Source organism: Staphylococcus argenteus, assembly GCF_000236925.1.
In the GTDB taxonomy this organism is placed as follows: domain Bacteria; phylum Bacillota; class Bacilli; order Staphylococcales; family Staphylococcaceae; genus Staphylococcus; species Staphylococcus argenteus.
Genome location: NC_016941.1, coordinates 1,565,324 through 1,588,921 on the forward strand (window position 1 = coordinate 1,565,324; position 23,598 = coordinate 1,588,921).

The following is a 23,598-nucleotide window of genomic DNA, read 5'->3' on the forward strand; positions in this document are numbered from 1 at the left end:
TTATCTTCACCACTTTTAAGATTAATCTTGATCTTCAACATATCCAATTTGACGTATAAAATTCACTTTATTTCGCCAATCTCTTTGAACTTTTACCCACAGTTCTAAATATACTTTTGAACCAAGCAACATTTCAATATCACGTCTTGCTCGCTTTCCAACTTCTTTTAACTTTTTACCGCCTTTACCAATGACGATACCTTTTTGAGAATCTCTTTCAACATAAATTGTCGCTTCGATATGTACGCGATCTTCACTTTCTTTAACCATTCGATCTACATTTACACCAATTGCATGAGGTATTTCTTCACTTGTTAAATGCAGTATTTTTTCACGAATAATTTCACCTACAACAAATTGCTCTGGATGATCTGAAATTTGGTCATCCGGATAATATTTTGGTCCTTCTGGTAAATACGTTTTTAATACATCAATAAAATGATCTACATTTAAACCTTCCAATGCTGAAATAGGTACAATTTCTGTAAAATTCATGTATGTTTGATATTGTTCAATTTTAGGCATAAGCTCATCCGGATGTACTAAATCAATTTTATTTAATACTAAAAATACCGGTGTTTTAACATTTTTCAACATTTCCATAATATACTCATCGCCACGGCCAATATCTTCATTAGCATTTACCATAAACATAATGGCATCTATTTCAGATAAAGTGTTTTTAGCAACTTTCATCATATAATCACCTAATTTATGTTTAGGCTTATGAATGCCCGGTGTGTCTATGAAAATAATTTGAGCATCATCTCTAGTCATTACACCTTGAATTTTATTTCTTGTTGTCTGTGCTTTGTCAGACATGATTGCAATTTTATGTCCAATTACTCTATTCATAAATGTAGATTTCCCTACATTTGGTCTTCCTATAATTGAAACAAATCCTGATTTATGTTCTGTCATCTATTTTAAATCCTTTCCTGAAAATCCAAATGGTAGTAATTCTGCTACAGTCATCATTACCATATCACCTTTATGATTCGTCATATATACCGGCATATCATCATCGCATAATTCTTTTAATACTTGACGGCATGCACCACATGGTGATGAAGGCTTATCTACATCTACAGTTACTGTGATTGATTCAAAATCTCCTGGTCGATACCCTTGAGAAATTGCTGATACTAAACTTGCTCTTTCTGCACAAATTGATAACGGATATGATGCATTTTCTACATTTGTGCCATAAAACGTTCTACCATCTTTCGCTTTTAAATAAGCCCCTACTTTAAAATTGCTATATGGTGAATAAGATTCTTGTTGTGCTTTTCTAACTTCTTGAAAATAATGAGGTTGATAACTCATATATACCTCCCTAAAATAACGCAATAAAATGTGGTACAAATACAATCAAGCCAATGATTACCGCTAAAATTGAAACTATAAGAACACTAAATGCTGCAATATCTTTAGCATATTTTGCCAGTTCATGATATTCAACTGTCACTAAATCAACCACATATTCAATTGCTGTATTTAATGCTTCTACAGTAAGAACTAATGCAATGACGATAAGTATAAATAGCCATTCAATACGATTAATATTAAAAACGAAACCAAAAACTATTACAACAATCATAGCAAACACATGCAATAAAAATTTATAGTCTTTTTGAATTAAGATTTTTAGTCCATCAAGTGCATATTTAAACCTATTCATAATTAGTCTCGAGTAAGGCCATATGCATTTAATATTGCATCTTGTCGACCAAACATTTCTTTTTCATCCGCTTCTGTCATGTGATCATAACCTAATAGATGTAAAAATCCGTGTAGTGCTAAAAATCCTAACTCTCGCTCAAAAGAATGTCCATAATTATCAGCTTGTTCTTGAGCAACATCAGTGCAAATAATAATATCTCCGAGTACACGTGGAATATCTAAATCACTAAAATCAATTTCTGGTTCATCTTCTTCTAATGCAAATGAAATGACATCTGTAACTTTATCCTTATCACGATAAGTTCGATTAATTTCTTGAATTTCCTTTTTATCAACAAATGTCACAGACAGTTCAGCATCATCTTCAATATGTTCTTCATTTTTAGCAAACTCAAGTAAATCCTCAATTTGTCTATACCAATCATCTTTAACTAATCCTGTATGATCGCTAAAATCTATCGTAAACATTTAATTCTCTCCTTCATATTGTTCAATGATTTTACTTACTAATGGATGTCTAACAACATCACTTTGATCTAGTTTTAAGATACTAATTCCCTTAACATTACTTAATCTGTTAACAGCTTCTTTCAGGCCACTCTTAACACCTTTAGGTAAGTCAATTTGGGTTTGATCTCCAGTTACAACCATTTTAGAACCAAAGCCTAATCTTGTTAAAAACATTTTCATCTGTGCATGTGTCGTATTTTGAGCTTCATCAAGAATAACAAAGGCATCTTCTAAAGTTCGACCACGCATATATGCAAGCGGTGCAATTTCAATTATCCCTCTTTCAATAAAACGTTCTGTTTGTTCTCGACCGAGAACCGTATATAAACCATCATATAATGGTCTTAAATAAGGATCTACTTTTTCTTTTAAATCACCTGGCAAGAAACCAAGGGACTCCCCAGCTTCTACAGCAGGTCTAGTTAACACGATACGTTTAACAGAACCTTTGCGAAGTTGTTTTGCTGCGTATACTACAGCTAAAAAAGTCTTGCCTGTACCTGCAGGACCAATGCCGAAAACTAAATCATTATTTTTCATAGCATTGACATATAACCGTTGCCCCATTGTCTTTGCTCGAATCGTTTTACCAAATGCATCTTTTGTTATCTCTTCATCATATAAATCTAATAAATGTTGTATTGTATTATTTTGGGCCATTTTTATAGCCGCTTCAACGTCTTTAATTGTTATATTATTACCTAACTCAATTACTTTAAGCAAATTGATTAATACAGATTCAGCTTTTTCAACATTTTCAATTTTTGTACCTTTAACGGCTACTTCTTGTCCTCTTGCATGGATGACAACATCGAAACTCTCTTCAATTGCTTTTAAATGCTCATCATTATTTCCTATCAAAGCTTGAGATTGGTTCATATCGTCTATTTGTATAATTCCAGGCATACACGCGCTCCTTTTCATATATCATTTATATTCATTCTATGATGCTTTAATATCTACTTAATTATATCATGCTATTGATTGATTTAAACATCTTTGCATCGACTTACTTATTTTTCTTTATTAGAAGCGACCTTAATTTGATTTTTAAATTTACTCCGATAATATTTTTGGCTGAGTAGAATCGAACTAAGAAAATAATATTTTTACAGTACACAGTTTTTGAAACATAAAAAAACAAGCAACTATCATTTCGACAGTGCTTGTTTCATTTAATATTATAACTGTTTGGGTTTAGCTAAAATTTCTGACCATATCATGCCATTGATGACTTCATCATTATCAAATTGGAAAGCGGATTTAGTCATACCTTTTTCGACATTTTGAGAATTAAGCAATTGTTTCAATTTCAAACGTTTTGTACGCTCTGATAAATATTTATCTTCAATAATATCACGCGCACGTTTTTCCATTTTAGCAATTTGCTTTTCTTTTTCTTTGTCTATATCGTTACGAATCGATTTAATATCATCTCTCAGTGATTTTTCTAATTGTCGTCTAATTTCATCTGAATTATCTTGACGTGAAGGTCTAGGTTTTGCTTCCACAGGTTCTACTTTAGGCAAACTTACAGGTTTCTCAGACATAGGTTTTGTTTCTGGTTGTCTTTGAGGTGCCATTGGTTCAGAAGTAGGTTTTGATTTAGGTTCTTCTTTTGGAAGTTCATCAAATAGTGGTGGTAACGTATCATCAAATTTTCTCTTTGATGTTTTCTTCTCTTCTTGATTTATTTCATCACTAATTTCTTTAAACGTTCGTTCGATTTCTTCAAAAAAGCCACCTTTTTTTGGTTCATTATCGCTAGATGTTCTTTGAGGTGGCTTTTGATTTTGTCTATCTTTATGACTATTTTCACGCATAGTTGTAATGATAGAAATGATCACTGATATGACAAAAATTAGAATACCAACGCTCATCTAATCACCTCTCGAATTAATGTTCAGGTGACTCATCATCACTTTGATCAGTTCGTTTATTAATAGCGTTTCTCATTCCTGTATCTGCTTCAATATTTTTTAAATTATAGTAATCTTTCACACTTATATTGCCAGAACGTAATGCTTCCGCCATGGCTAATGGCACTTCTGATTCTGCTTCAACAACTTTAGCATGCATTTCTTGCACACGCGCTTTCATTTCTTGTTCAGTCGCAACAGCCATAGCTCTACGCTCTTCGGCTTTAGCTTGCGCAATATTTTTATCCGCTAATGCTTGTTCAGTTTGTAAATCCGCACCAATGTTTTTACTAATATCGACATCAGCAATATCAATTGATAAAATCTCAAACGCTGTACCAGAGTCCAAACCTTTACTCAATACTGTTTTAGAAATATTGTCCGGATTTTCAAGTACTTCAGTATGATGTTTACTTGAACCGATTGTTGAAACGATACCTTCACCAACACGAGCAATAATCGTTTCTTCACCAGCACCACCAACAAGTCGAGCAATATTTGCTCTAACTGTAATACGGGCTTTAGCTTTAACTTCAATACCGTTCATAGCAACACCAGCAATAAATGGCGTTTCAATAACTTTAGGATTAACAGACATTTGAACAGCTTCTAACACGTCACGTCCTGCCAAATCAATTGCTGCAGCTCGTTCAAATGGAAGGTCAATGTCAGCACGTTGTGCAGCAATATTAGCATCAACAACTCTGTCAACATTTCCTCCTGCTAGATAATGTGATTCTAATTGGTTTGTTGTTAACGCAAGTCCTGCTTTATGCGCTTTAATTAATGGCGCTATAACTTTTCTTGGAGATACACGACGTAAACGCATACCTACCAATGTACCTATACCAACATGAACACCAGCTGCTAAAGCTGAAATCCATAAACCAATCGGTACAAATGAGAATAAAATAAGTAATGCAACTACTATAATAACTGCAATTACGATAAAACTTAAACTAAACATGGTATCGCTCCTTTTTATTAATCTACTTCCCTCACAACTACTCTCGTACCTTCTACTTCAAGGATTTTAACGGTTTTATTGCGTAAAATGAAGTTACCATCTGAAACAGCATCAATACGCTCATTTTCATAAAAAATAATCCCTGCTGGACGAAGATCTGTAACTGTTTGAGCAGTTTTTCCTACGAGATGCGAGCGGTTATCATGCGAATTGTAACCAGACTCAGAATTAGTTGAATCTTTTAAGATAACTTTATCCAAAAATGGAATCTTCCTGTTGAAAATCTTCACTAATATCACCCATTCTACAATCGTTAAAATCAACGCAACAATAACATTTGCAAGCATAAATAGCAAATTATCACCGAGCGTTGTTATGCTTACAGTTATCAGTATCATACCAATAATACCAATTACTGCACCTACTACAAATAATTCAATTACAACTAATATAACGCCAATTGAGAAAATTAAGATAGAATGCATATTGACATTTCCCTGGATGAGAAATCCCAAAAATAAAATAAGTAATGATAAAGAAGCTATTATACCAGCCGCATTGATTTTTTTAGAGTAAAGTTGATATACAAATCCTAAGAATGTCAAACAGGTTAATATTAACGTAAAAATAGGTTGAACAATTATATTACTTACTTGTTCAACCCATGTGTCACCAGTAGTTGATTCCAAGATAGTTGTCATTTGTAAAAAATTATTATAACTCACAATTTCACCTCGCCCTCACATTAATTATACATGAAAACGAATTTACATTATAGTTAAAAGAACCCATAGAATATCAAATTAATTAATTCAAAACTATATAAGTATTCAAATTATATACTCGTTAAACATCGACTTGATTATAGTTTTCAGAGATGCATTTTAAATAAGATAAGTTACTGATTTATTATAGAACTCGAAAATTTGGCAAATAAAAACATCACCTATTAGTGACTTCCACTAATAGGTGATGTTTACTTTATATAATTAATATTCGTGTTGAGGGAGTCAACAGAGGTATTAATTATTTGAATTTACGTTTACGTGCAGCTTCTGATTTCTTTTTACGTTTTACGCTTGGTTTTTCGTAAAATTCACGTTTACGTACTTCTTGGATTGTTCCACTTTTAGAAACTGAACGTTTAAATCTACGTAACGCATCTTCAAGTGATTCATTTTTACGTACTACTGTTTTAGACATCTGTATTTCCCTCCCTCCAAATATCAACGGAACTTTATAGTCAATTGCACAGTAAAACTATGCATTTATAAGTATAATATATCTGTAATTTATGGTCAATTAGTAAATTGTTTTTTATTTGAAACATATTTCACATCAAAATCACAAAGACTTTCATATTTCGTTCTAAAAAACTCTAAATATTTTATTTAATGATAAGAGTTGATTATATAGTGCTTTTTCAATTTGTAAAAACAACACTAGATATTATCTAACCAAGCTTTATATAAAAGTATGGGTGTTGTTAATTTACACTAAAACTTCTCTATCTGATTTATTTGTTGCAAAATCTACAACTTTAATAGCTTGACCTTCATTTAACGGATAGTTCGCTTGTGTAATTTTCACTTTGACAATTTGACCGATAAGTGATTCATCACCTTCAAATTGCACTTTCATATAATTATCTGCATATCCAACTAATGTACCCTCAATATCTCCTTGTTCTTCAGGAATAACCTCAAGAACATCTTGATCAAACTTAGAAGCGTATAATTTACCTAATTGATTGCTCAAAGTAATTAATTTATGAACTCGCTCGTTCTTAACTTCTTCATCAATTTGATCATCCATTCTAGCAGCTGGTGTACCAATTCTAGGTGAATATGGGAATACGTGTAATTCAGAAAACTTGTGTTTCACGATAAAGTCATATGTTTCTTGGAATTCTGCTTCAGTCTCTCCAGGGAAACCAACAATTACGTCACTTGTAACAGCCAAGTCTGGTAAAGCTTTATGCAATTTCGTTAATCTTTCTGAAAAACGTTCCATTGTATATTTACGTCTCATACGTTTTAACACTGTATCTGAACCAGATTGTAATGGAATGTGTAGATGACGCACAACTTTAGTGGAGTGTTCTAACACATCAATCACTTCATCTGTAAGTTGACTTGCTTCAATTGATGAAATACGTATACGTTCCAATCCATTTATCGTTTCTAGATCACGTAACAATTGTGCTAAGTTGTAATCTTTTAAATCTTGGCCGTATCCACCAGTATGGATACCTGTTAATACTATTTCTTTATATCCAGAATTAACAAGTTGTGTCGCTTGCTCAACTACTTTTTCAGGGTCTCTTGAACGCATCAAGCCACGTGCCCATGGAATAATACAAAATGTACAGAAATTATTACACCCTTCTTGAATTTTTAAAGATGCACGTGTTCTATCAGTAAAATATGGCACATCTAACTCTTCATATTTACGGTTTTTCATTATATTTCCGACACCATTGATTGGTTGTCGTTCTTTTCGAAATTCATCAATATAACCAAGAAGCTTATGTCTATCTTGTGTACCAACTACAACATCTACACCAGGAATTTCCATAATTTCAGCAGAAGATGTTTGTGCATAACAACCCGTCACGCAAATAACAGCATCTGGATTTTGTCTAATAGCACGTCTAATAATCTGGCGACTTTTCTTATCTCCAGTATTAGTTACTGTACAAGTATTTATAACAAATACGTCTGCATTTGCTTCAAAATCAACACGATCATAATTTGCTTCTTTAAATAATTGCCAAATCGCTTCAGTTTCATAATGGTTTACTTTACAACCTAAAGTGTGAAACGCAACTGTTGACATAAATATTCACCCCATTAATTCTTTTTCATAACTTATTGCACTTAAAGCGTATAATGGCGCTGTTTCTGCCCGTAAAATTCTTGGTCCAAGCCCAACTACTGTGCTTGAATTGTTAAATAAAGCAATTTCTTTTTCAGAGAATCCACCTTCAGGTCCAAATATCATTAACACCTTATCCTGAGGTTTAAACTGTTGTAATGTTTGTTTGAAATTGCTCATTTCACCATCTTTAGCTTGTTCTTCGTATGCAATAAGTACATAGTCATAATTATCTATAGTATCATAAATCAAGTTTAAATTCGACTCGAATTGAATAGAAGGAATTGCCAATCGATAGCTTTGTTCAGCAGCTTCTTTAATAATTTTCTGCCAACGTTCTAATTTTTTTGCAACCTTCGAATCATTTAATTTAACAATTGAGCGTTCCATGCTAACTGCTATAAATGATGTTGCGCCTAATTCTGTAGCTTTTTGTAACAACCACTCATATTTATCTGCTTTGATCAACCCACTACAAATAGTTACATCAACTGGCAATTCTGTATTAATATTTTGTTTTTCAGTTAGCGATACTGTAATACTCTCGTTCGTTATTTCAACAATTTCACAAGTATAAACACTTTGATCTTTAAAAGTTAAAATAATTTTGTTGCCAACTGAATTTCTCATTACGTTTGTAATATGATGTATATCTTCTTTTTTTGTAATAAAAAAACGCTGACTTTCATCAGCGTTTTGGTTTAAGAAATAACGTTGCACATTATTCACTCACTTTCTGACCAACAAGACAAACCCATCCGTTGTCATGTTGTACTGAAATAATTTTAAAACCTACACGCTCCATATGTGACTGTATATCTTCATACTTCTCTTTTATAATACCAGAAGTAATAAAATATCCGCCTTCATTTAGAGTATTATAAGCATCTTCAATCATTTCATCAATAATGTGAGCTAAAATATTGGCTATTACTATGTCGAATTTTTCAGTTTCATCTTTCAACAAATTACCTGGAACAGCTTCAATTAACGTTTCACAGTGATTTCTTTTAAAATTTTCTTTAGCTACACTAACTGCCATTTCATCAATATCTAACGCTTTAATACGTTTTACACCGATTAAGTGACTAGCTATACTTAAAATACCTGAACCTGTACCGACATCTATGACTGAATGTTTTGGTGATACATAAGTTTCTATTGCTTTTAAACACATACTTGTTGTTGGGTGATCCCCAGTACCAAAAGCCATACCTGGATCTAGTTCAATACAAAGTTCATCCTCAACTTCTTTAGCATATGTTTCCCAACTTGGTACTATGGTGAACTTTTTAGATGCTCGGAATGGATGGAAATAATTTTTCCATTCATTCTCCCAATCTGTTTCAGCTATAACTTGTTCATTAAATTGAACAAGCTGTTGATCAAGTTCATCTAAATTTAAAAGCTCACTCTTAATTTGTTGACGCAAGTTTTTATCATAAGTCATTTCATTAAAATAGGCTTTTAATCTCACGCCTTTGTCCGGATAATCTTCCTTTTTCAAGGCATAAATTTCTCCGTATTTATCTTCCGGTTGATTAATTAAATCATTGGAATCTTCTATTACAACACCATTTGAACCATGATTTTCTAGTATGTTTGTAGCCAATTCTACTGCTTCGTGATTAATAATAATTGAAAGCTCTGTCCAATTCATGCTTTATTCTCCTTTAAAGAATCTTTTTGCTCTATCTTTAAAATTCGAAGGTTGTTCACTAATTTCTTCGCCACTAACTTGGGCAAATTCTTTCATTAGTTCTTTTTGTTTATCATTTAATTTAGTTGGTGTAACTACTTTAATGTCAACATATAAGTCGCCGTAACCATAGCCATGCACATTTTTAATTCCTTTTTCTTTTAATCTAAATTGCTTGCCAGTCTGTGTACCAGCTGGAATAGTCAATACAACTTCATTATTTAATGTAGGTATCTTAATCTCATCACCTAAAGCTGCTTGAGGGAAACTAATATTTAATTTGTAATAAATATCATCGCCTTCACGTTTGAAAGTTTCAGAAGGTTTAACTCTAAACACTACATATAAATCGCCAGATGGGCCACCGTTTACACCAGGAGAACCTTCGCCAGCTAATCTAATTTGTTGCTCATTGTCAACGCCTTCAGGTACTTTAACTTCTAGTTTAACTGTTTTATTTTCAGTTCCTTTACCATGACAAGTCGGACAAGCTTCTTCAAATTCTTGACCGCTTCCATTACATTTAGGGCAAACTTGTTCAGTACGTACTCTTCCTAAAATAGTATTTTGTTCAACAGCTACATGACCTGCACCATTACAGTAGCTACATGTCTTTTTGCTTGTACCTGGTTTTGCACCATCACCATGACACGTTTCACAAGTTACATCTTTACGAATTGATATTTCTTTTGTTGTGCCAAATACAGCCTCTTCAAATGTAAGTGTCATCGTATATTGAAGATCATCACCTTTTTGAGGCGCGTTTGGATCTCTTTGTCTGCCGCCACCGAAGAAAGAACTAAAGATATCTTCAAAGCCGCCACCGCCAAAGCCACTAAAACCACCAAAGTCAGAGCCATTAAATCCTTGACCACCAAAACCTTGAGGACCATCGTGGCCAAATTGGTCATAATTCGCACGTTTATTATCATCACTTAGGACTTCATAAGCTTCAGAAATCTCTTTAAACTTTTCATCTGCACCTTCTTCTTTATTAATATCCGGATGATATTTTTTTGAAAGCTTTCGATACGCTTTTTTGATTTCATCTTTTGAGGCATCTTTATTTACACCCAAAACCTCATAATAATCTCTTTTGGCCACAGCTATCTCTCCTTTTCTTAATTAACTAATATAGTTTATCTTAAACTGTCTCACTATCCAAATAAAAAGCCAAAGCCAATGTTCTATTGACTTTGACTTTTTAGATCATAACGACACAATATTATAATTGGGTATTTAATTATTTTTTGTCGTCGTCTTTTACTTCTTTAAATTCTGCATCTTCTACAGTGCTATCGTTATTTTTACCAGCATCTGCACCTTGCGCTTGTTGTTGCTGTTGCGCAGCTTGCTCATAAACTTTAGCTGATAATTCTTGAATTACTTTTTCAAGCTCTTCTTTTTTAGCTTTGATATCTTCAATATCTTGGCCTTCTAAAGCTGTTTTAAGTGCATCTTTTTTCTCTTCAGCAGATTTTTTATCATCTTCGCTAATATTTTCGCCTAAATCAGTTAATGTTTTTTCAACTTGGAATACTAAGCTATCTGCTTCATTTCTCAAGTCAACTTCTTCACGACGTTTTTTATCCGCTTCAGCATTAACTTCAGCATCTTTAACCATACGATCGATTTCTTCATCTGATAATGATGAACTTGATTGAATAGTAATTCTTTGTTCTTTATTAGTACCTAAATCTTTAGCAGTTACATTTACAATACCATTTTTATCGATATCAAATGTTACTTCGATTTGAGGTTTTCCACGTTCTGCTGGTGGAATATCCGTTAATTGGAATCTACCAAGCGTTTTATTGTCAGCAGCCATTGGACGTTCACCTTGTAAAACGTGTACATCAACTGAAGGTTGGTTATCTACAGCTGTTGAGTAAATTTGAGATTTAGAAGTTGGAATTGTAGTATTACGTTCAATTAACGTATTCATACGTCCACCTAAAATTTCAATACCTAATGATAATGGTGTAACGTCTAGTAATACAACATCTTTAACATCACCAGTGATTACGCCACCTTGAATTGCAGCACCCATTGCTACTACTTCATCTGGGTTTACACCTTTGTTAGGTTCTTTACCAATTTCTTTTTTAACTGCTTCTTGTACTGCAGGAATACGAGTTGAACCACCAACTAAAATAACTTCGTCGATATCTGAGTTAGTTAAACCAGCATCTTTCATTGCTTGGCGTGTAGGTTCCATAGTTCTTCTAATTAATGAATCTGATAATTCTTCAAATTTAGAACGAGTTAAGTTAACTTCTAAGTGTAATGGACCGTTTTCACCAGCTGAGATAAATGGTAATGAGATTTGAGTTTGTGATACTCCAGATAAATCTTTTTTAGCTTTTTCAGCAGCATCTTTTAAACGTTGTAATGCCATTTTATCTTGAGATAAATCAACGCCGTTATCTTTTTTAAACTCAGCCACTAAATAATCAATGATTACTTGGTCAAAGTCATCCCCACCAAGTTTATTGTCACCAGCAGTTGAAAGTACTTCGAATACGCCGTCACCTAATTCTAAAATAGATACGTCAAACGTACCGCCACCTAAGTCAAATACAAGTACTTTTTCGTCTTTGTCTGTTTTGTCTAAACCATATGCTAATGCCGCAGCAGTTGGTTCGTTAATAATACGCTCAACTTCTAATCCAGCAATTTTACCAGCATCTTTAGTTGCTTGACGTTCAGCATCGTTAAAGTATGCAGGTACTGTGATAACAGCTTTATCTACTTTTTCGCCTAAATAACTTTCAGCAGTATTTTTTAAGTTTTGTAAAATCATAGCTGAAATTTCTTGTGGTGTGTATGATTTACCTTCAATGTCAACTTTATAATCTGTACCCATATGACGTTTAATTGATTGTACAGTATTTGGGTTAGTAATTGCTTGACGCTTTGCAACTTCACCTACTTGTGTTTCACCATTTTTAAACGCTACTACTGATGGTGTTGTGCGAGAACCTTCAGGATTTTGAATTACTTTTGGCTCATCGCCTTCTAATACTGTTACACATGAATTTGTTGTACCTAAGTCTATTCCAATAATTTTACTCATAATAAAATTCCTCCATTTAATCATTAAATTAATTAATTTATAGCAATGTCGTTTCGCCAATAATGATTTATTGGTTTACTTTAACCATTGATGGTCTTAAAACTCTATCTTTAAGTTTATAACCTTTTTGAAGTTCTTGAGTAATCTCTCCAGATTTAAAATCTGGATTGTTATCTTGAACTACAGCTTGATGAATGTTTGGATCAAACACTTCACCTTCAGTTTTGATAACTTCAAGACCGTTATCTTTTAACGCGTTAATTAAACTTTCATGAACCATTTGAACACCTTTTTGAAGTGATTTAAACGTTTCATCTTCACCTTCTATTTCAAGTGCACGTTCAATATTATCAATTGCTGGTAATATATCAGTTAATACGCGTTGTGATTGATATGTTTTATTTATTTCATTCTCTTTTTGAATTCTACGCTTGTAATTTTCAAATTCTGCGTAAAGTCTTAAATATTTTTCTTCATTTTCATCTACTAATTGTTGAAGTTCGTCAATTTTTTGATCTTTCGGATCTATTTCTTCAATAACATTCTCGTCAGACGTTTCTTCTATTGCTTCATCTTGTAAATGACCTTTACTTTCTTCAGTTTGTTCAACTGAATCATCGTTATTCTTCTTGACGTTAGTTTCTTCAACTGTTGATTCAGTGTTTTTCTCAACTGATTCGTCTTTATTTGTCATTTTCTGCCCTCCAATACTTTTCTACTCCATCATTACCAAATTCTATTTAATAATTGAATGACATTTTGATAATGCATAGCTGTTGGTCCAATTACTGCAATTTGACCTTTTAACGTTTCATCAAAATGATATTGACTAGTAACAATTGATATATCACTTAAGCTGTCATCAATTTCATTTCCAATTTTTACATTAATACTTGGTGAAGATATATCCTGTAATAATTCTGCAATTCTATTTGATTCTATATATTGTAAAATCGGTTGAATTGAAGATACATTTGATTCATTCAATGCATCAATTAGTTTAACCTTTCCACCCATATAAATGCTATTACTTTGATTTGAAATATGGTTATTCATCGTATTCAATAATTTATTGATAAATTCCTCTTCTTGTTCTGATTGAACAAAAGACACAATTTCATCTTGATGATTTCTATTAAACTCTGTTAATTTATTCGTAACAAAGTTTGAAATTGTATTTAATTTGTCATTATTGAAAGGTATGTCTGAAGCAAGATGTACGTGTTCAACATGACCTGACGAAAACACAATAACCATAATTACTAAATTAGGATTAGCACGAATCAAATGCACATTATTGATAATATCTTGTTTATGATTTGGATGAACAACTAAAGTTGTATATTGAGATATATTTGACAATTCATCTGCAAAATAACTCAATGCAGAAGATACATCATATTGATTCTCAATTAACAATTGATTTAATCGTCTTAATTTATTTGTTTTTTGATGAGATGTTTGTTCAAGTAAACGATTGACATAATATCTAAAACCTAATTGTGACGGTGAACGCCCTGAAGAACTATGTGTTTTTTCTATATAGTTTAAATCTTCAAGTTGTTTCATCTCATTTCTAATTGTAGCTGGACTTACATTTAAGTTGTGTCGCTCAATTAGCGTTTTAGAACCAACGGGTTGTCCAAAATCAACATAATCCTCAACAATTGCGTTTAAAATACTCAATTGCCTATCTGTAATCATGTTTTTCACCTCATTAGCACTCACTTATCTCAAGTGCTAATTATAATTTATCAAATTGGTCAAAGTAAGTCAATGTTAAAGGCTCGAAATTTCAAATTTTTTTAATCATTTATAAGAAAAGCTTCAAAAACCTCATTACCTATGACTTTTCCACGTTCTGATAGTGCAATTGATTCACTTTTTTCTATTAACAATTGTCTATTTTTCAAGTCTTCTATCGTTTGACCAAAGACGTTTTCAATTGATTGGTCAAATTTATTTTTAAACCTTTGTCTATTGACACCTTCATTCAAACGTAATCCTAAAAACATTTCTTCTTCCATACGTTCTGTTAAAGTAGGTTTGTTTGACACTAAAATTGCTTTAGTTTCTTTATTAATTGCTTTGATATAATGATTTACAGGATTAATGTTAGTATAACGAACACCGTCTACATATCCACTTGCACCAGCACCAAACCCATAATATTCTTCATTTAACCAATAAACTTTATTATGTTCCGATTCATGATTATCTAATGCAAAATTAGATATTTCATATTGATGAAATGAGGATTGTTCAATTTTAGACATCAATAATTGATACATATCGGCACCTAAATCTTCATTTGGCAGTTTAAGAAGTCCTTTTCTATACATATTATAAAATTGCGTTTTAGGTTCTAGTATCAATCCATAACTAGATATATGTTGGATATCCATCGCTAGTGCTTGATTTAAACTTTGTTCAAAATCTTCAATTGATTGTTTAGGTAAATGGTACATTAAATCTAAACTTATTGATTGAATACCTGCATTTTTCGCATTTGACACAGAATTATAAATATCTTCACTGTTATGTGTTCTTCCAAGAATTGAAAGTAATTCAGGTTTGAAAGTTTGTACACCCATCGAGATTCTGTTCACACCGTATTTTTCTAATAATTGAACTTTATCTTTTGTTAATTCATCAGGATTTGCTTCAAACGTATATTCACCTGTAATAGTAAAAGTGTTTTGTATAGCTATTAAAAGTCTTTCAAGTTGCGCAATTGACAAAGCTGTTGGTGTGCCTCCACCAACGTACATCGTTCTTAAATTTTTATAGGTTGCTGTAGACATTTCCTTTATTAATGCATCTAAGTATTCATCTACTGGTTGGTTCTGTATAAAATATTTATTAAAATCACAATATGTACATATCCTTACACAGAAAGGAATATGTATATATGCACTCTTTACTGTCATATTCACGCCCCACTTTTCATTCTAAAATTCCTACAGCTATATCTACTTGAATAATTTCTAACGTTTATATTGAACTTCCGATTGTAATTTTTTTAGTACTTTTTCATAGTAAATGCAAAGATTAGAGTCTGAAACACTTATGTCCCAGACCCTCAATTTAACTATTCAACTTTGGTAATTTTAAAAATAAGAGCTCGTTATATTTTACTCATCATCCATTTTCAATACAGCTAAGAAAGCATCTTGTGGAATCTCTACATTACCAACCGCTTTCATTTTAGCTTTACCAGCTTTTTGCTTTTCAAGCAACTTACGTTTACGGCTAATGTCACCACCGTAACATTTAGCTAACACGTTTTTACCCATTGATTTAATGTTCGTACGCGCAACTATTTTTTGTCCTATTGCCGCTTGAACAGGCACTTCAAATTGTTGTCTCGGAATTAATGTTTTAAGTTTTTCTACTAACGCTTTACCACGTTCATATGCAAAATCTCTATGAACTATAAAGCTTAATGCATCTACTTTATCACCATTTAATAAAATATCCATTTTAACTAAATTACTTTCTTTATTTTCGATAAACTCATAGTCAAATGATGCATAACCTTTAGTATTAGATTTAAGTTGATCAAAGAAATCAAATACTACTTCTGCTAGTGGTAATTCATAAACAATATTTACACGAATATCATCTAAATAATCCATATTAATAAATTGACCACGTTTGCGTTGACATAATTCCATTACAGCACCGACATAGTCATTTGGAACCATCATAGTCGCACGAACGTATGGTTCAAATATTTTATCGATTTTATCACGATCTGGCATTTGTGCAGGATTATCCACTGTCACTTCGGAACCATCTCTTAAAATACATTGATAAATTACAGATGGGGCAGTAGCAATTAACTCAATACCGAATTCTCTTTCGATACGTTCTTGAATAATCTCCATATGCAACATACCTAAAAATCCAGTTCTATAACCAAACCCTAAAGCTTGTGATGATTCAGGTTCGAATTCTAACGAAGCATCATTTAATTGTAGTTTTTCTAACGCTTCTCTTAAGTCATTATAGTTTTTATTATCGATTGGGAATAACCCACAATATACCATTGGGTTCATTTTCTTATAACCTTGTAAAGGTTCTGATGCAGGTCTACTTGCCAATGTGATAGTGTCACCAACCCTTGAATCATCAACATTTTTAATACTTGCAATAATGTAACCTACATCTCCAACTGTTAATTCGTCAACTGGTAGCTGTTTTGGCGTATTGATACCCACTTCTGTTACTTCGAATTCTTTACCTGTTGCCATCATTCGAATTTTATCACCAGCTTTTACTACACCATCAACAATTCTTATTGAAGAAATAACACCTCTGTATGGATCATATTCAGAATCGAATATTAATGCTTTTAACGGTGCTTCTGGATCACCATCTGGTGCTGGAACAACTTCTACTATTTTTTCAAGTATTTCTTCAATACCAATATTAGATTTAGCACTTGCCAAAACAACATCATCTTGATCTAAACCAATCATGTCTTCAATTTCTTGTTTAACTCGTTCTGGCTCGGCTGCAGGTAAATCAATTTTATTAATAACAGGTAATAGCTCTAATTCATTATCTAAAGCTAAATAAACGTTTGCTAAAGTTTGCGCTTCAATACCTTGGGCAGCATCAACCACCAAGATAGCGCCTTCACAAGCAGCTAACGAACGAGATACTTCATATGTAAAATCGACATGCCCAGGTGTATCAATTAAATGAAATGTATAAGTTTCTCCATCTTTTGCCTCATACTTTAGACGAACTGCATTTAATTTAATTGTAATACCACGTTCTCTTTCTAAATCCATAGAGTCTAATAGCTGATCTTGCATATCTCTTGTTTCAACTGACTTTGTATTTTCCAATATTCTATCAGCTAATGTAGATTTACCGTGATCAATATGTGCTATTATTGAGAAATTCCTTATATTCTCTCTTCTTTTTAAGCGTTGCTCTTTATCCATTTTATCCTTCTCACTTTCATAAAATAAACCCGTATTATCATTCGTATCTTTGATATAATAACGTTTTTAAAAGGTAAATGCAAACGCCATAATCAACGATGAACTATGATTTTAAAACAATCTTTATTTATATACCTAATTACGATATGTTAATATTAAAGTTACGTACTTATAATTATAAAACGTATTGATTGTGTTTCCAACACAATTTATCGAACCAAACAAAATTTAAGCTAACCCCATCAAATAAATGATTGCACAAAGGTTAGACTTTTGTTAAAATATTTCTTGTTGTAATCAAATAAAAATTTGATAAGATGATCTCACTTTTAGGAGGTGACAGAAATGGCAAATATCAAATCTGCAATTAAACGTGTAAAAACAACTGAAAAAGCTGAAGCACGCAACATTTCACAAAAGAGTGCAATGCGTACAGCAGTGAAAAACGCAAAAACAGCTGTTTCAAATAACGCTGATAATAAAAATGAATTAGTAAGCTTAGCAGTTAAGTTAGTTGACAAAGCTGCTCAAAGTAATTTAATACATTCAAACAAAGCTGACCGTATTAAATCACAATTAATGACTGCAAATAAATAATCTTTTTAAATAAAAGTTCAAGCATATGCTTGAACTTTTATTTTTTATGTTATAGCGATAAAATAAATAATTCCAGGATTAAATGTTTATCCATATAAGATGACTTGAGTTTATAATCAGTTTCCGCACAAGCATCTATAATATTCAATAATTCATCAAGTTGATAATGTCTCACTTGTCCTAACGCTAATTTTACTCTATATGGATGTACGCCTATTGTTTTAGCAATTTGCTGTCCACTATATCCTTTTTGACTCAAAATCTTACATTGATAAAATAATCGGTAATTGCTCGTAATTAGTGCAAGTAATTTAATAGGTTCTTCTTTCATAGTTATTAAATCTTTTACTAAATGAATTGCTTGTTCCTTTTTCCTTTTCTGAATGTATTCTGTGAGTAGAAATACATTTTGCTCTAAACTTCTGTTAATAATTTGATTGACATCTTGCTTATTAATTGTTGGTCTGTCACCTAAAAACAAAATTAACTTTTCTAATTCTTGAGAAACAATATTAAAGTTAATACCTGTCAACTCAATAAATAAATCTAATGCATCTCTTTTGATATCTTTGAAATTCTCATTTAATTTACTTTGGATCCATTTTTTTATTTCTTCTTCAGACATTTGCTCTATTTTTTTAAGCCTTGCATTCTTTTTTAGAGTTTTAGTTAACTTTTTTCTTTCATCAAGTTTATTTTGATATATCTCAAAGACTATCAAATTTTCACCGTCATATTTTTCAATAAATTCTATTAATTGATCTACATTATGAGCCATATCTTTTGGCGATTTTTCACCTGTAAATATATATGCATTTTTAACCAAAATTGCTTTTTTATCTGAAAAGAAAGGCAATGTTAATGTTTCTTCAACAATTGGCGCAATCTCTGTTTCGTATAAATTATATTTCACAAAGTTAAAGTCATCTCTATCACTTTCCAAAAATTGTGATATGATTTCTGCGCTTTGTTTTTCAACCAATTCAGGCACATCTCCATAAATAGCTACAATATTGTCGCTCATTCATTACACCCTTTCATTCGTTTAACACATCAATAGATTATATCATGTTTCTGTATCTATAAACCACTTGCATTTCCATAAGAGTTTGAATCAACTTTTAAATTTTCATCTAAGTCTATTGTAACTTCACCGTTTTGTTGACTATTGTAAATGCGACTGCGAATACCTTGCAATCGTTTAACAACTTCTATGTTAGGTAGATGATACATATTGTTCTTCCCAGAAGAAATCAAACTTATTTTAGGCCTAATCACCTCTATAAATTCTTTAGAACTACTTGTCTTACTTCCATGATGTCCTACTTTTAAAATATCAATCTCTGGCAAATTATATTTCTTTAATAGTAAAGATTCATTATTTTTACTAGCATCACCCATTAATAAAGCTTTTTTATTTTGATATGTAATCATAGTAATAATCGAATATTCATTTTTATCTCGGCTATTTGGAATAAAACTATCAAAAAATTGAAAACTACTATCCCCAAGTTTAAAACTACTAACTTGTCTTACATCCATAAGTTTAATGTTATACTTATGGCTTAATTTTGATAATAACAACAATGTTTTACTACTATATCCTTTATTGTATATCACTATATGCTTAATTTTAATATGACTAATAATATATTCTACTTCACCAATATGGTCATTGTGTGGATGTGTTAAAATTAAATACTCTAATTCGTTTATCCCTCTTTCATTTAGCGTTGGTAAAATATGATATTTAGAAATTGAAAAACTAGGTTGTTTAGTATCATTAATCACTTTTCCACCTGTATCAATCAAGACATTTTGGTTCTTACCGCCTTCATATAAAATACTGTCTCCCTGCCCCACATTTAACATTGTAATTTTGTGATGTGAATTTGTTGGATACGTTATTAATAATGTCATAATAATTATAGTCCAAAACGTAACCAATCTATATTTACGTTTAGCCAATAACCAAAATATGTAATAAACAGAAATTATAAACAATATAAATATCCAATCATTAAACTTAGGAATAGAAAAGTGTGATTGCTTGATTCGAGTGAATAGGTCTAGTAACCAATCATGAAAATTGAAACTTAGGTCAACAAAGTAATTTAGCGGCGTTAAGCCCACAATAAAATGGCTTGTAATAAAGAATACAATTGATAGAGGAAACAGTATAATCGAATAGTACGGTACAAAAATCAAATTAGATAAAAAACCCACCCATTGAAGTTGATGAAAGTTAGGAATGGCAACGATAAATGAAGCTAATTGTGCAATAAAAGTAATTATGAATAATGATTGTAACTTTGACAATTGCTGTAAAAAAGGAAAAAGTAGCATAATAAAAAATGAAATGATGAATGAAAATTGAAATCCAATATCATAAACAACTAGTGGATTCAAAATAAACATAATTATAAAAGTAAATGCTAATAGCTGAATACCCTTTATTTTAATTTGCTTAGTAATAAGTAGTACTAGTGTTGTCATTATTATAGCTCTTACCGCACTAGGTGCATAATTTGTGTATTGAGCAAACAAAGCTAATACAATGATTGTAATTCCTTTAATGACAAATAAAGGAAAATTTAATCGTTTTAAAGGTTGGTAAATTAAGAATACAATTGCAGCTATATGCGAGCCACTTACTGCCAGCAAATGATATATACCTATCTCTTTAACACGTTCCTTAAATTGCTCATTAATTTCTTTTACGTCACCAGTAATCAATGCCATAATACGATTTGGAAACTTAATACCCGAATCATAAATTCGATTCATTATAAACTGTTTATGTTTCTCAATTAAATTAGACTGGTTCGATTTTAGACAGCTTTGTACAACTATACTTTGTAATTTAAGAGTTACAAACTTGTTGTCATTAACTTTGAATTGTCCTTTAACAATACAATTACGACTTTCAATTTTCTTTAAATCAAAATTCTTTTTATCTGTTAAAAAGAAAGGATATATTTCATTCTTTAAACTCAACCTACCTTTATATGTGTCACTATCTTGACGTTGAATTTGGATTACTTGAGCACGCTCATTAAACTGAGGATTACGTTCAATATAATTGATATAATTAAATACTGCTTGTTGCGAATAATGTAAATACCATGAGGAAAAAATGATTAAAAAGAGAGAAATAGGAGCATAAACTATTTTATTTTTACGATAAGCAATAAACAAAAGTAAAATGAAAAGAAATGTAGAGAGCACTTTGCTAGAATTCCAAAGTACTCCTACAATCATTGATAATGCGACATACAGCAACACATTAACCTTTAGTCAGGTATTTAGCAACATATTCTGGTGAAAATGGAATTTTTTTAAATTCAATACCAGATTGCTTGAGTAATTTAGTTGCATATTCATGGTTATGATAATCTTCTGCATAGTAGATACGCTTTATGCCTGCTTGAATAATTGACTTTGTACAATTTAGGCATGGAAAATGAGTAACGTAGATTGTAGCACCTTCAGTAGATACACCTTGTTTTGCACATTGTAATAAAGCATTCATTTCTGCATGTATCGTTCTGATACAATGTCCATCTTCAATTAAACATCCTTCATCTATACAATGCACCTCGCCAGCTACAGAGCCATTATAACCACCAGCAATAATACGATTATCCTTAACAATCGTTGCACCTACAGATAATCTTTGACAAGTTGAACGTAATGCTAGCAAATGACTTTGTGCCATAAAATATTCTTCCCACTTGATTCTTTCCAAGATGTTCACCTTCCATACTTAAAATTTAGTAACATTTTCTAATAATATAAGATTAATCACAAAAAATAAAATTTGCAATTAAAATAATCCGTTATGTCGTGAAATAAGATTTCAGTTTATCAAAAGTTTTACTTCCAAAACCTTTTACTTTTTTCAAATCGTCAATTTCTTGAAATGCACCTTGTTGGTTGCGATATTCAACAATTGCATTAGCTTTAGCTTGACCTACTCCAGGAACAGACATCAATTCAGATACAGATGCCGTATTTAGATTTACTTTAGTATTATTTGTGTTTCCATTATTTGTGTTCCCATTTTTTGTGTTCCCATTTTTTTCGTGCACACTATTTACTCCAATTTGTGGTTCAACGTTCTTTTGTCCTTTATGCGGTATAAAAATCATTTTTTGATCTGTTAATTTTTCAGACAAATTAATTTGACTTACATCTGCATCATCCAATAATTGTGCTTTATCAAGTAAATCAATTACTCTATCCTTAGATGTCATTTTGTAAACATTAGGATGTTTAACAGCACCTTTTACATCGATATATACAGGACCTTTATTTTTTGAATTATCTCCATCTTTGACCTGGACATCTTCTAATTTGGACAAACTACTATTTTCACTAGTGTTTTGTTTCAGAGCAGTATCTTTATTTTCAAAATCTCTTGCAGTATGTTCATCTTGTCTCCAGAATATAAAACCTATTAATAACATAATTAAAACAACAGCACTTATAATATATAACTTCCATTGATTGAAAAAATCTTTATAGCGTAATAAAAATTGATACAACAAAACCACTCCTCAACTTTTTACACGTCTGAGCAAGTGGTTTTACTTTTATTTTTTGGCAATAAAAAATAATCTATCTGCATGTTCATTATGTTCATTTTCATCAAAGTCTGTAAAAGTTTCGATGTCATTAAATCCAATTTCGGTCAACCATTTTAAATAAGTTGTTTCTGCGAATGTCCTTTGATAATGTGACTCGTCAAATCTAGAATATGTTTGATTTTCATTTTGTATGAAAAATGACATTTCGTGATAAACACTTAAAGGTAAGTCACCTTGTATTGCATCCCACGCTAAAAATATTCCGTCTCTATCATCAATATAACTTTGGTTATTAAACAATGTCATCATCTTGTGTACTGTATGTACATCAAACATAAATACACCTGAGTCATTCAAATGATTATATACATTTTTGAATGTTTCAATGACAGCATTCTCATCTTGTAAATAGTTTAGAGAGTCACAAAAAATTGTGATAACATCAAATGTTTGCTGCAAATCAAAAGAAGTCATGTTGCCCTCTATCCAATTAACATTTGTTGATTTTTGAGACGCAACAGTTAACATATCTACGCTTAAATCCATACCAGTCACTTGACCTAAATCTACTAATCGAACAGTCAAGCTCCCTGTTCCACAACCAATATCCAAAATATTCGAGCCATTCTCACAATAATTTGCAACAAGTTCATACCATTTTTCATAAGGTTGATCTTGTGTTAATTGATCATACACTAAACTCATTTCCGCATATTGTGACAT

At 31.6% G+C, this 23,598-nt stretch carries 24 protein-coding genes; 1 reads left to right on the forward strand and 23 read right to left on the reverse strand.

From position 1 onward, the window contains the following. Positions 1-21 precede the first annotated feature (21 nt). The 18 genes from era to lepA all read right to left on the reverse strand — a co-directional run bounded on the left by era (position 22) and on the right by lepA (position 17,689). Positions 22-921, reverse strand: coding sequence for a GTPase Era (gene era, locus SAMSHR1132_RS07370; protein WP_000134756.1), 900 nt, complete (start codon positions 919-921; stop codon positions 22-24). Beyond that, the gene (gene cdd / locus SAMSHR1132_RS07375; protein WP_000121873.1) at positions 922-1,326 is read right to left on the reverse strand and encodes a cytidine deaminase; all 405 of its coding nucleotides are present in this window, start codon (positions 1,324-1,326) and stop codon (positions 922-924) included. Between the two features lie 10 nt (positions 1,327-1,336). Beyond that, entirely contained in the window at positions 1,337-1,681 is a 345-nt protein-coding gene (locus SAMSHR1132_RS07380) for a diacylglycerol kinase family protein (RefSeq protein WP_001079001.1), read from the reverse strand. Between the two features lie 2 nt (positions 1,682-1,683). After that, positions 1,684-2,151, reverse strand: a complete 468-nt coding sequence (gene ybeY / locus SAMSHR1132_RS07385; protein WP_000494140.1) for an rRNA maturation RNase YbeY — start codon at positions 2,149-2,151, stop codon at positions 1,684-1,686. After that, on the reverse strand, positions 2,152-3,099 hold the full coding sequence (locus SAMSHR1132_RS07390) for a PhoH family protein (RefSeq protein WP_001117772.1): 948 nt from the start codon (positions 3,097-3,099) through the stop codon (positions 2,152-2,154). It abuts the gene before it with no gap. Between the two features lie 275 nt (positions 3,100-3,374). Beyond that, positions 3,375-4,073, reverse strand: a complete 699-nt coding sequence (locus SAMSHR1132_RS07395; protein ID WP_000110609.1) for an SPOR domain-containing protein — start codon at positions 4,071-4,073, stop codon at positions 3,375-3,377. 16 nt (positions 4,074-4,089) lie between these two features. Continuing rightward, the gene (gene floA, locus SAMSHR1132_RS07400) at positions 4,090-5,079 is read right to left on the reverse strand and encodes a flotillin-like protein FloA (RefSeq protein ID WP_000492114.1); all 990 of its coding nucleotides are present in this window, start codon (positions 5,077-5,079) and stop codon (positions 4,090-4,092) included. Between the two features lie 17 nt (positions 5,080-5,096). Then, on the reverse strand, positions 5,097-5,780 hold the full coding sequence (locus tag SAMSHR1132_RS07405) for an NfeD family protein (protein WP_031787275.1): 684 nt from the start codon (positions 5,778-5,780) through the stop codon (positions 5,097-5,099). Positions 5,781-6,105: 325 nt separating this feature from the next. Then, on the reverse strand, positions 6,106-6,282 hold the full coding sequence (gene rpsU / locus SAMSHR1132_RS07410; protein WP_000048060.1) for a 30S ribosomal protein S21: 177 nt from the start codon (positions 6,280-6,282) through the stop codon (positions 6,106-6,108). A 288-nt stretch (positions 6,283-6,570) separates the two neighbouring features. After that, the gene (gene mtaB / locus SAMSHR1132_RS07415) at positions 6,571-7,917 is read right to left on the reverse strand and encodes a tRNA (N(6)-L-threonylcarbamoyladenosine(37)-C(2))-methylthiotransferase MtaB (RefSeq protein ID WP_000108658.1); all 1,347 of its coding nucleotides are present in this window, start codon (positions 7,915-7,917) and stop codon (positions 6,571-6,573) included. Between the two features lie 6 nt (positions 7,918-7,923). Then, positions 7,924-8,676 carry a 16S rRNA (uracil(1498)-N(3))-methyltransferase gene (locus SAMSHR1132_RS07420; RefSeq protein WP_001190137.1) on the reverse strand — a complete coding sequence of 251 codons (753 nt, stop codon included), beginning with the start codon at positions 8,674-8,676 and terminating at the stop codon, positions 7,924-7,926. Between the two features lies 1 nt (position 8,677). Further along, a complete protein-coding gene (prmA, locus tag SAMSHR1132_RS07425) occupies positions 8,678-9,616 on the reverse strand; it encodes a 50S ribosomal protein L11 methyltransferase (protein ID WP_001104619.1) in 939 nt (312 codons plus the stop codon). A 3-nt stretch (positions 9,617-9,619) separates the two neighbouring features. Continuing rightward, positions 9,620-10,759 carry a molecular chaperone DnaJ gene (gene dnaJ / locus SAMSHR1132_RS07430; RefSeq protein ID WP_001119026.1) on the reverse strand — a complete coding sequence of 380 codons (1,140 nt, stop codon included), beginning with the start codon at positions 10,757-10,759 and terminating at the stop codon, positions 9,620-9,622. Positions 10,760-10,898: 139 nt separating this feature from the next. Continuing rightward, a complete protein-coding gene (dnaK, locus tag SAMSHR1132_RS07435) occupies positions 10,899-12,731 on the reverse strand; it encodes a molecular chaperone DnaK (protein ID WP_000034709.1) in 1,833 nt (610 codons plus the stop codon). A gap of 67 nt (positions 12,732-12,798) precedes the next feature. Then, complete coding sequence (gene grpE, locus SAMSHR1132_RS07440) at positions 12,799-13,425, reverse strand: nucleotide exchange factor GrpE (protein ID WP_000182213.1); 627 nt, start codon at positions 13,423-13,425, stop codon at positions 12,799-12,801. Between the two features lie 32 nt (positions 13,426-13,457). Further along, positions 13,458-14,435 (reverse strand): heat-inducible transcriptional repressor HrcA, encoded by a 978-nt coding sequence (gene hrcA, locus SAMSHR1132_RS07445; protein ID WP_000627139.1) that lies wholly within the window; start codon positions 14,433-14,435, stop codon positions 13,458-13,460. A gap of 101 nt (positions 14,436-14,536) precedes the next feature. Continuing rightward, entirely contained in the window at positions 14,537-15,661 is a 1,125-nt protein-coding gene (gene hemW / locus SAMSHR1132_RS07450; protein ID WP_000216825.1) for a radical SAM family heme chaperone HemW, read from the reverse strand. A gap of 204 nt (positions 15,662-15,865) precedes the next feature. Then, complete coding sequence (gene lepA, locus SAMSHR1132_RS07455; RefSeq protein WP_000356945.1) at positions 15,866-17,689, reverse strand: translation elongation factor 4; 1,824 nt, start codon at positions 17,687-17,689, stop codon at positions 15,866-15,868. 345 nt (positions 17,690-18,034) lie between these two features. Here lepA and rpsT point away from each other — a divergent pair, with 345 nt between their 5' ends. Then, positions 18,035-18,286 (forward strand): 30S ribosomal protein S20, encoded by a 252-nt coding sequence (gene rpsT, locus SAMSHR1132_RS07460; protein ID WP_001274017.1) that lies wholly within the window; start codon positions 18,035-18,037, stop codon positions 18,284-18,286. Between the two features lie 49 nt (positions 18,287-18,335). Here rpsT and holA read toward each other — a convergent pair whose 3' ends face one another. The 5 genes from holA to SAMSHR1132_RS07485 all read right to left on the reverse strand — a co-directional run bounded on the left by holA (position 18,336) and on the right by SAMSHR1132_RS07485 (position 23,598). Further along, positions 18,336-19,310 (reverse strand): DNA polymerase III subunit delta, encoded by a 975-nt coding sequence (gene holA, locus SAMSHR1132_RS07465; protein ID WP_001282558.1) that lies wholly within the window; start codon positions 19,308-19,310, stop codon positions 18,336-18,338. 56 nt (positions 19,311-19,366) lie between these two features. Then, positions 19,367-21,568, reverse strand: coding sequence for a DNA internalization-related competence protein ComEC/Rec2 (locus tag SAMSHR1132_RS07470; protein ID WP_042355915.1), 2,202 nt, complete (start codon positions 21,566-21,568; stop codon positions 19,367-19,369). A gap of 4 nt (positions 21,569-21,572) precedes the next feature. Continuing rightward, positions 21,573-22,034 (reverse strand): ComE operon protein 2, encoded by a 462-nt coding sequence (locus tag SAMSHR1132_RS07475; protein ID WP_000439693.1) that lies wholly within the window; start codon positions 22,032-22,034, stop codon positions 21,573-21,575. A gap of 91 nt (positions 22,035-22,125) precedes the next feature. Beyond that, positions 22,126-22,842 carry a ComEA family DNA-binding protein gene (locus tag SAMSHR1132_RS07480; protein WP_096001314.1) on the reverse strand — a complete coding sequence of 239 codons (717 nt, stop codon included), beginning with the start codon at positions 22,840-22,842 and terminating at the stop codon, positions 22,126-22,128. A gap of 39 nt (positions 22,843-22,881) precedes the next feature. Then, complete coding sequence (locus SAMSHR1132_RS07485) at positions 22,882-23,598, reverse strand: class I SAM-dependent DNA methyltransferase (RefSeq protein ID WP_000084842.1); 717 nt, start codon at positions 23,596-23,598, stop codon at positions 22,882-22,884.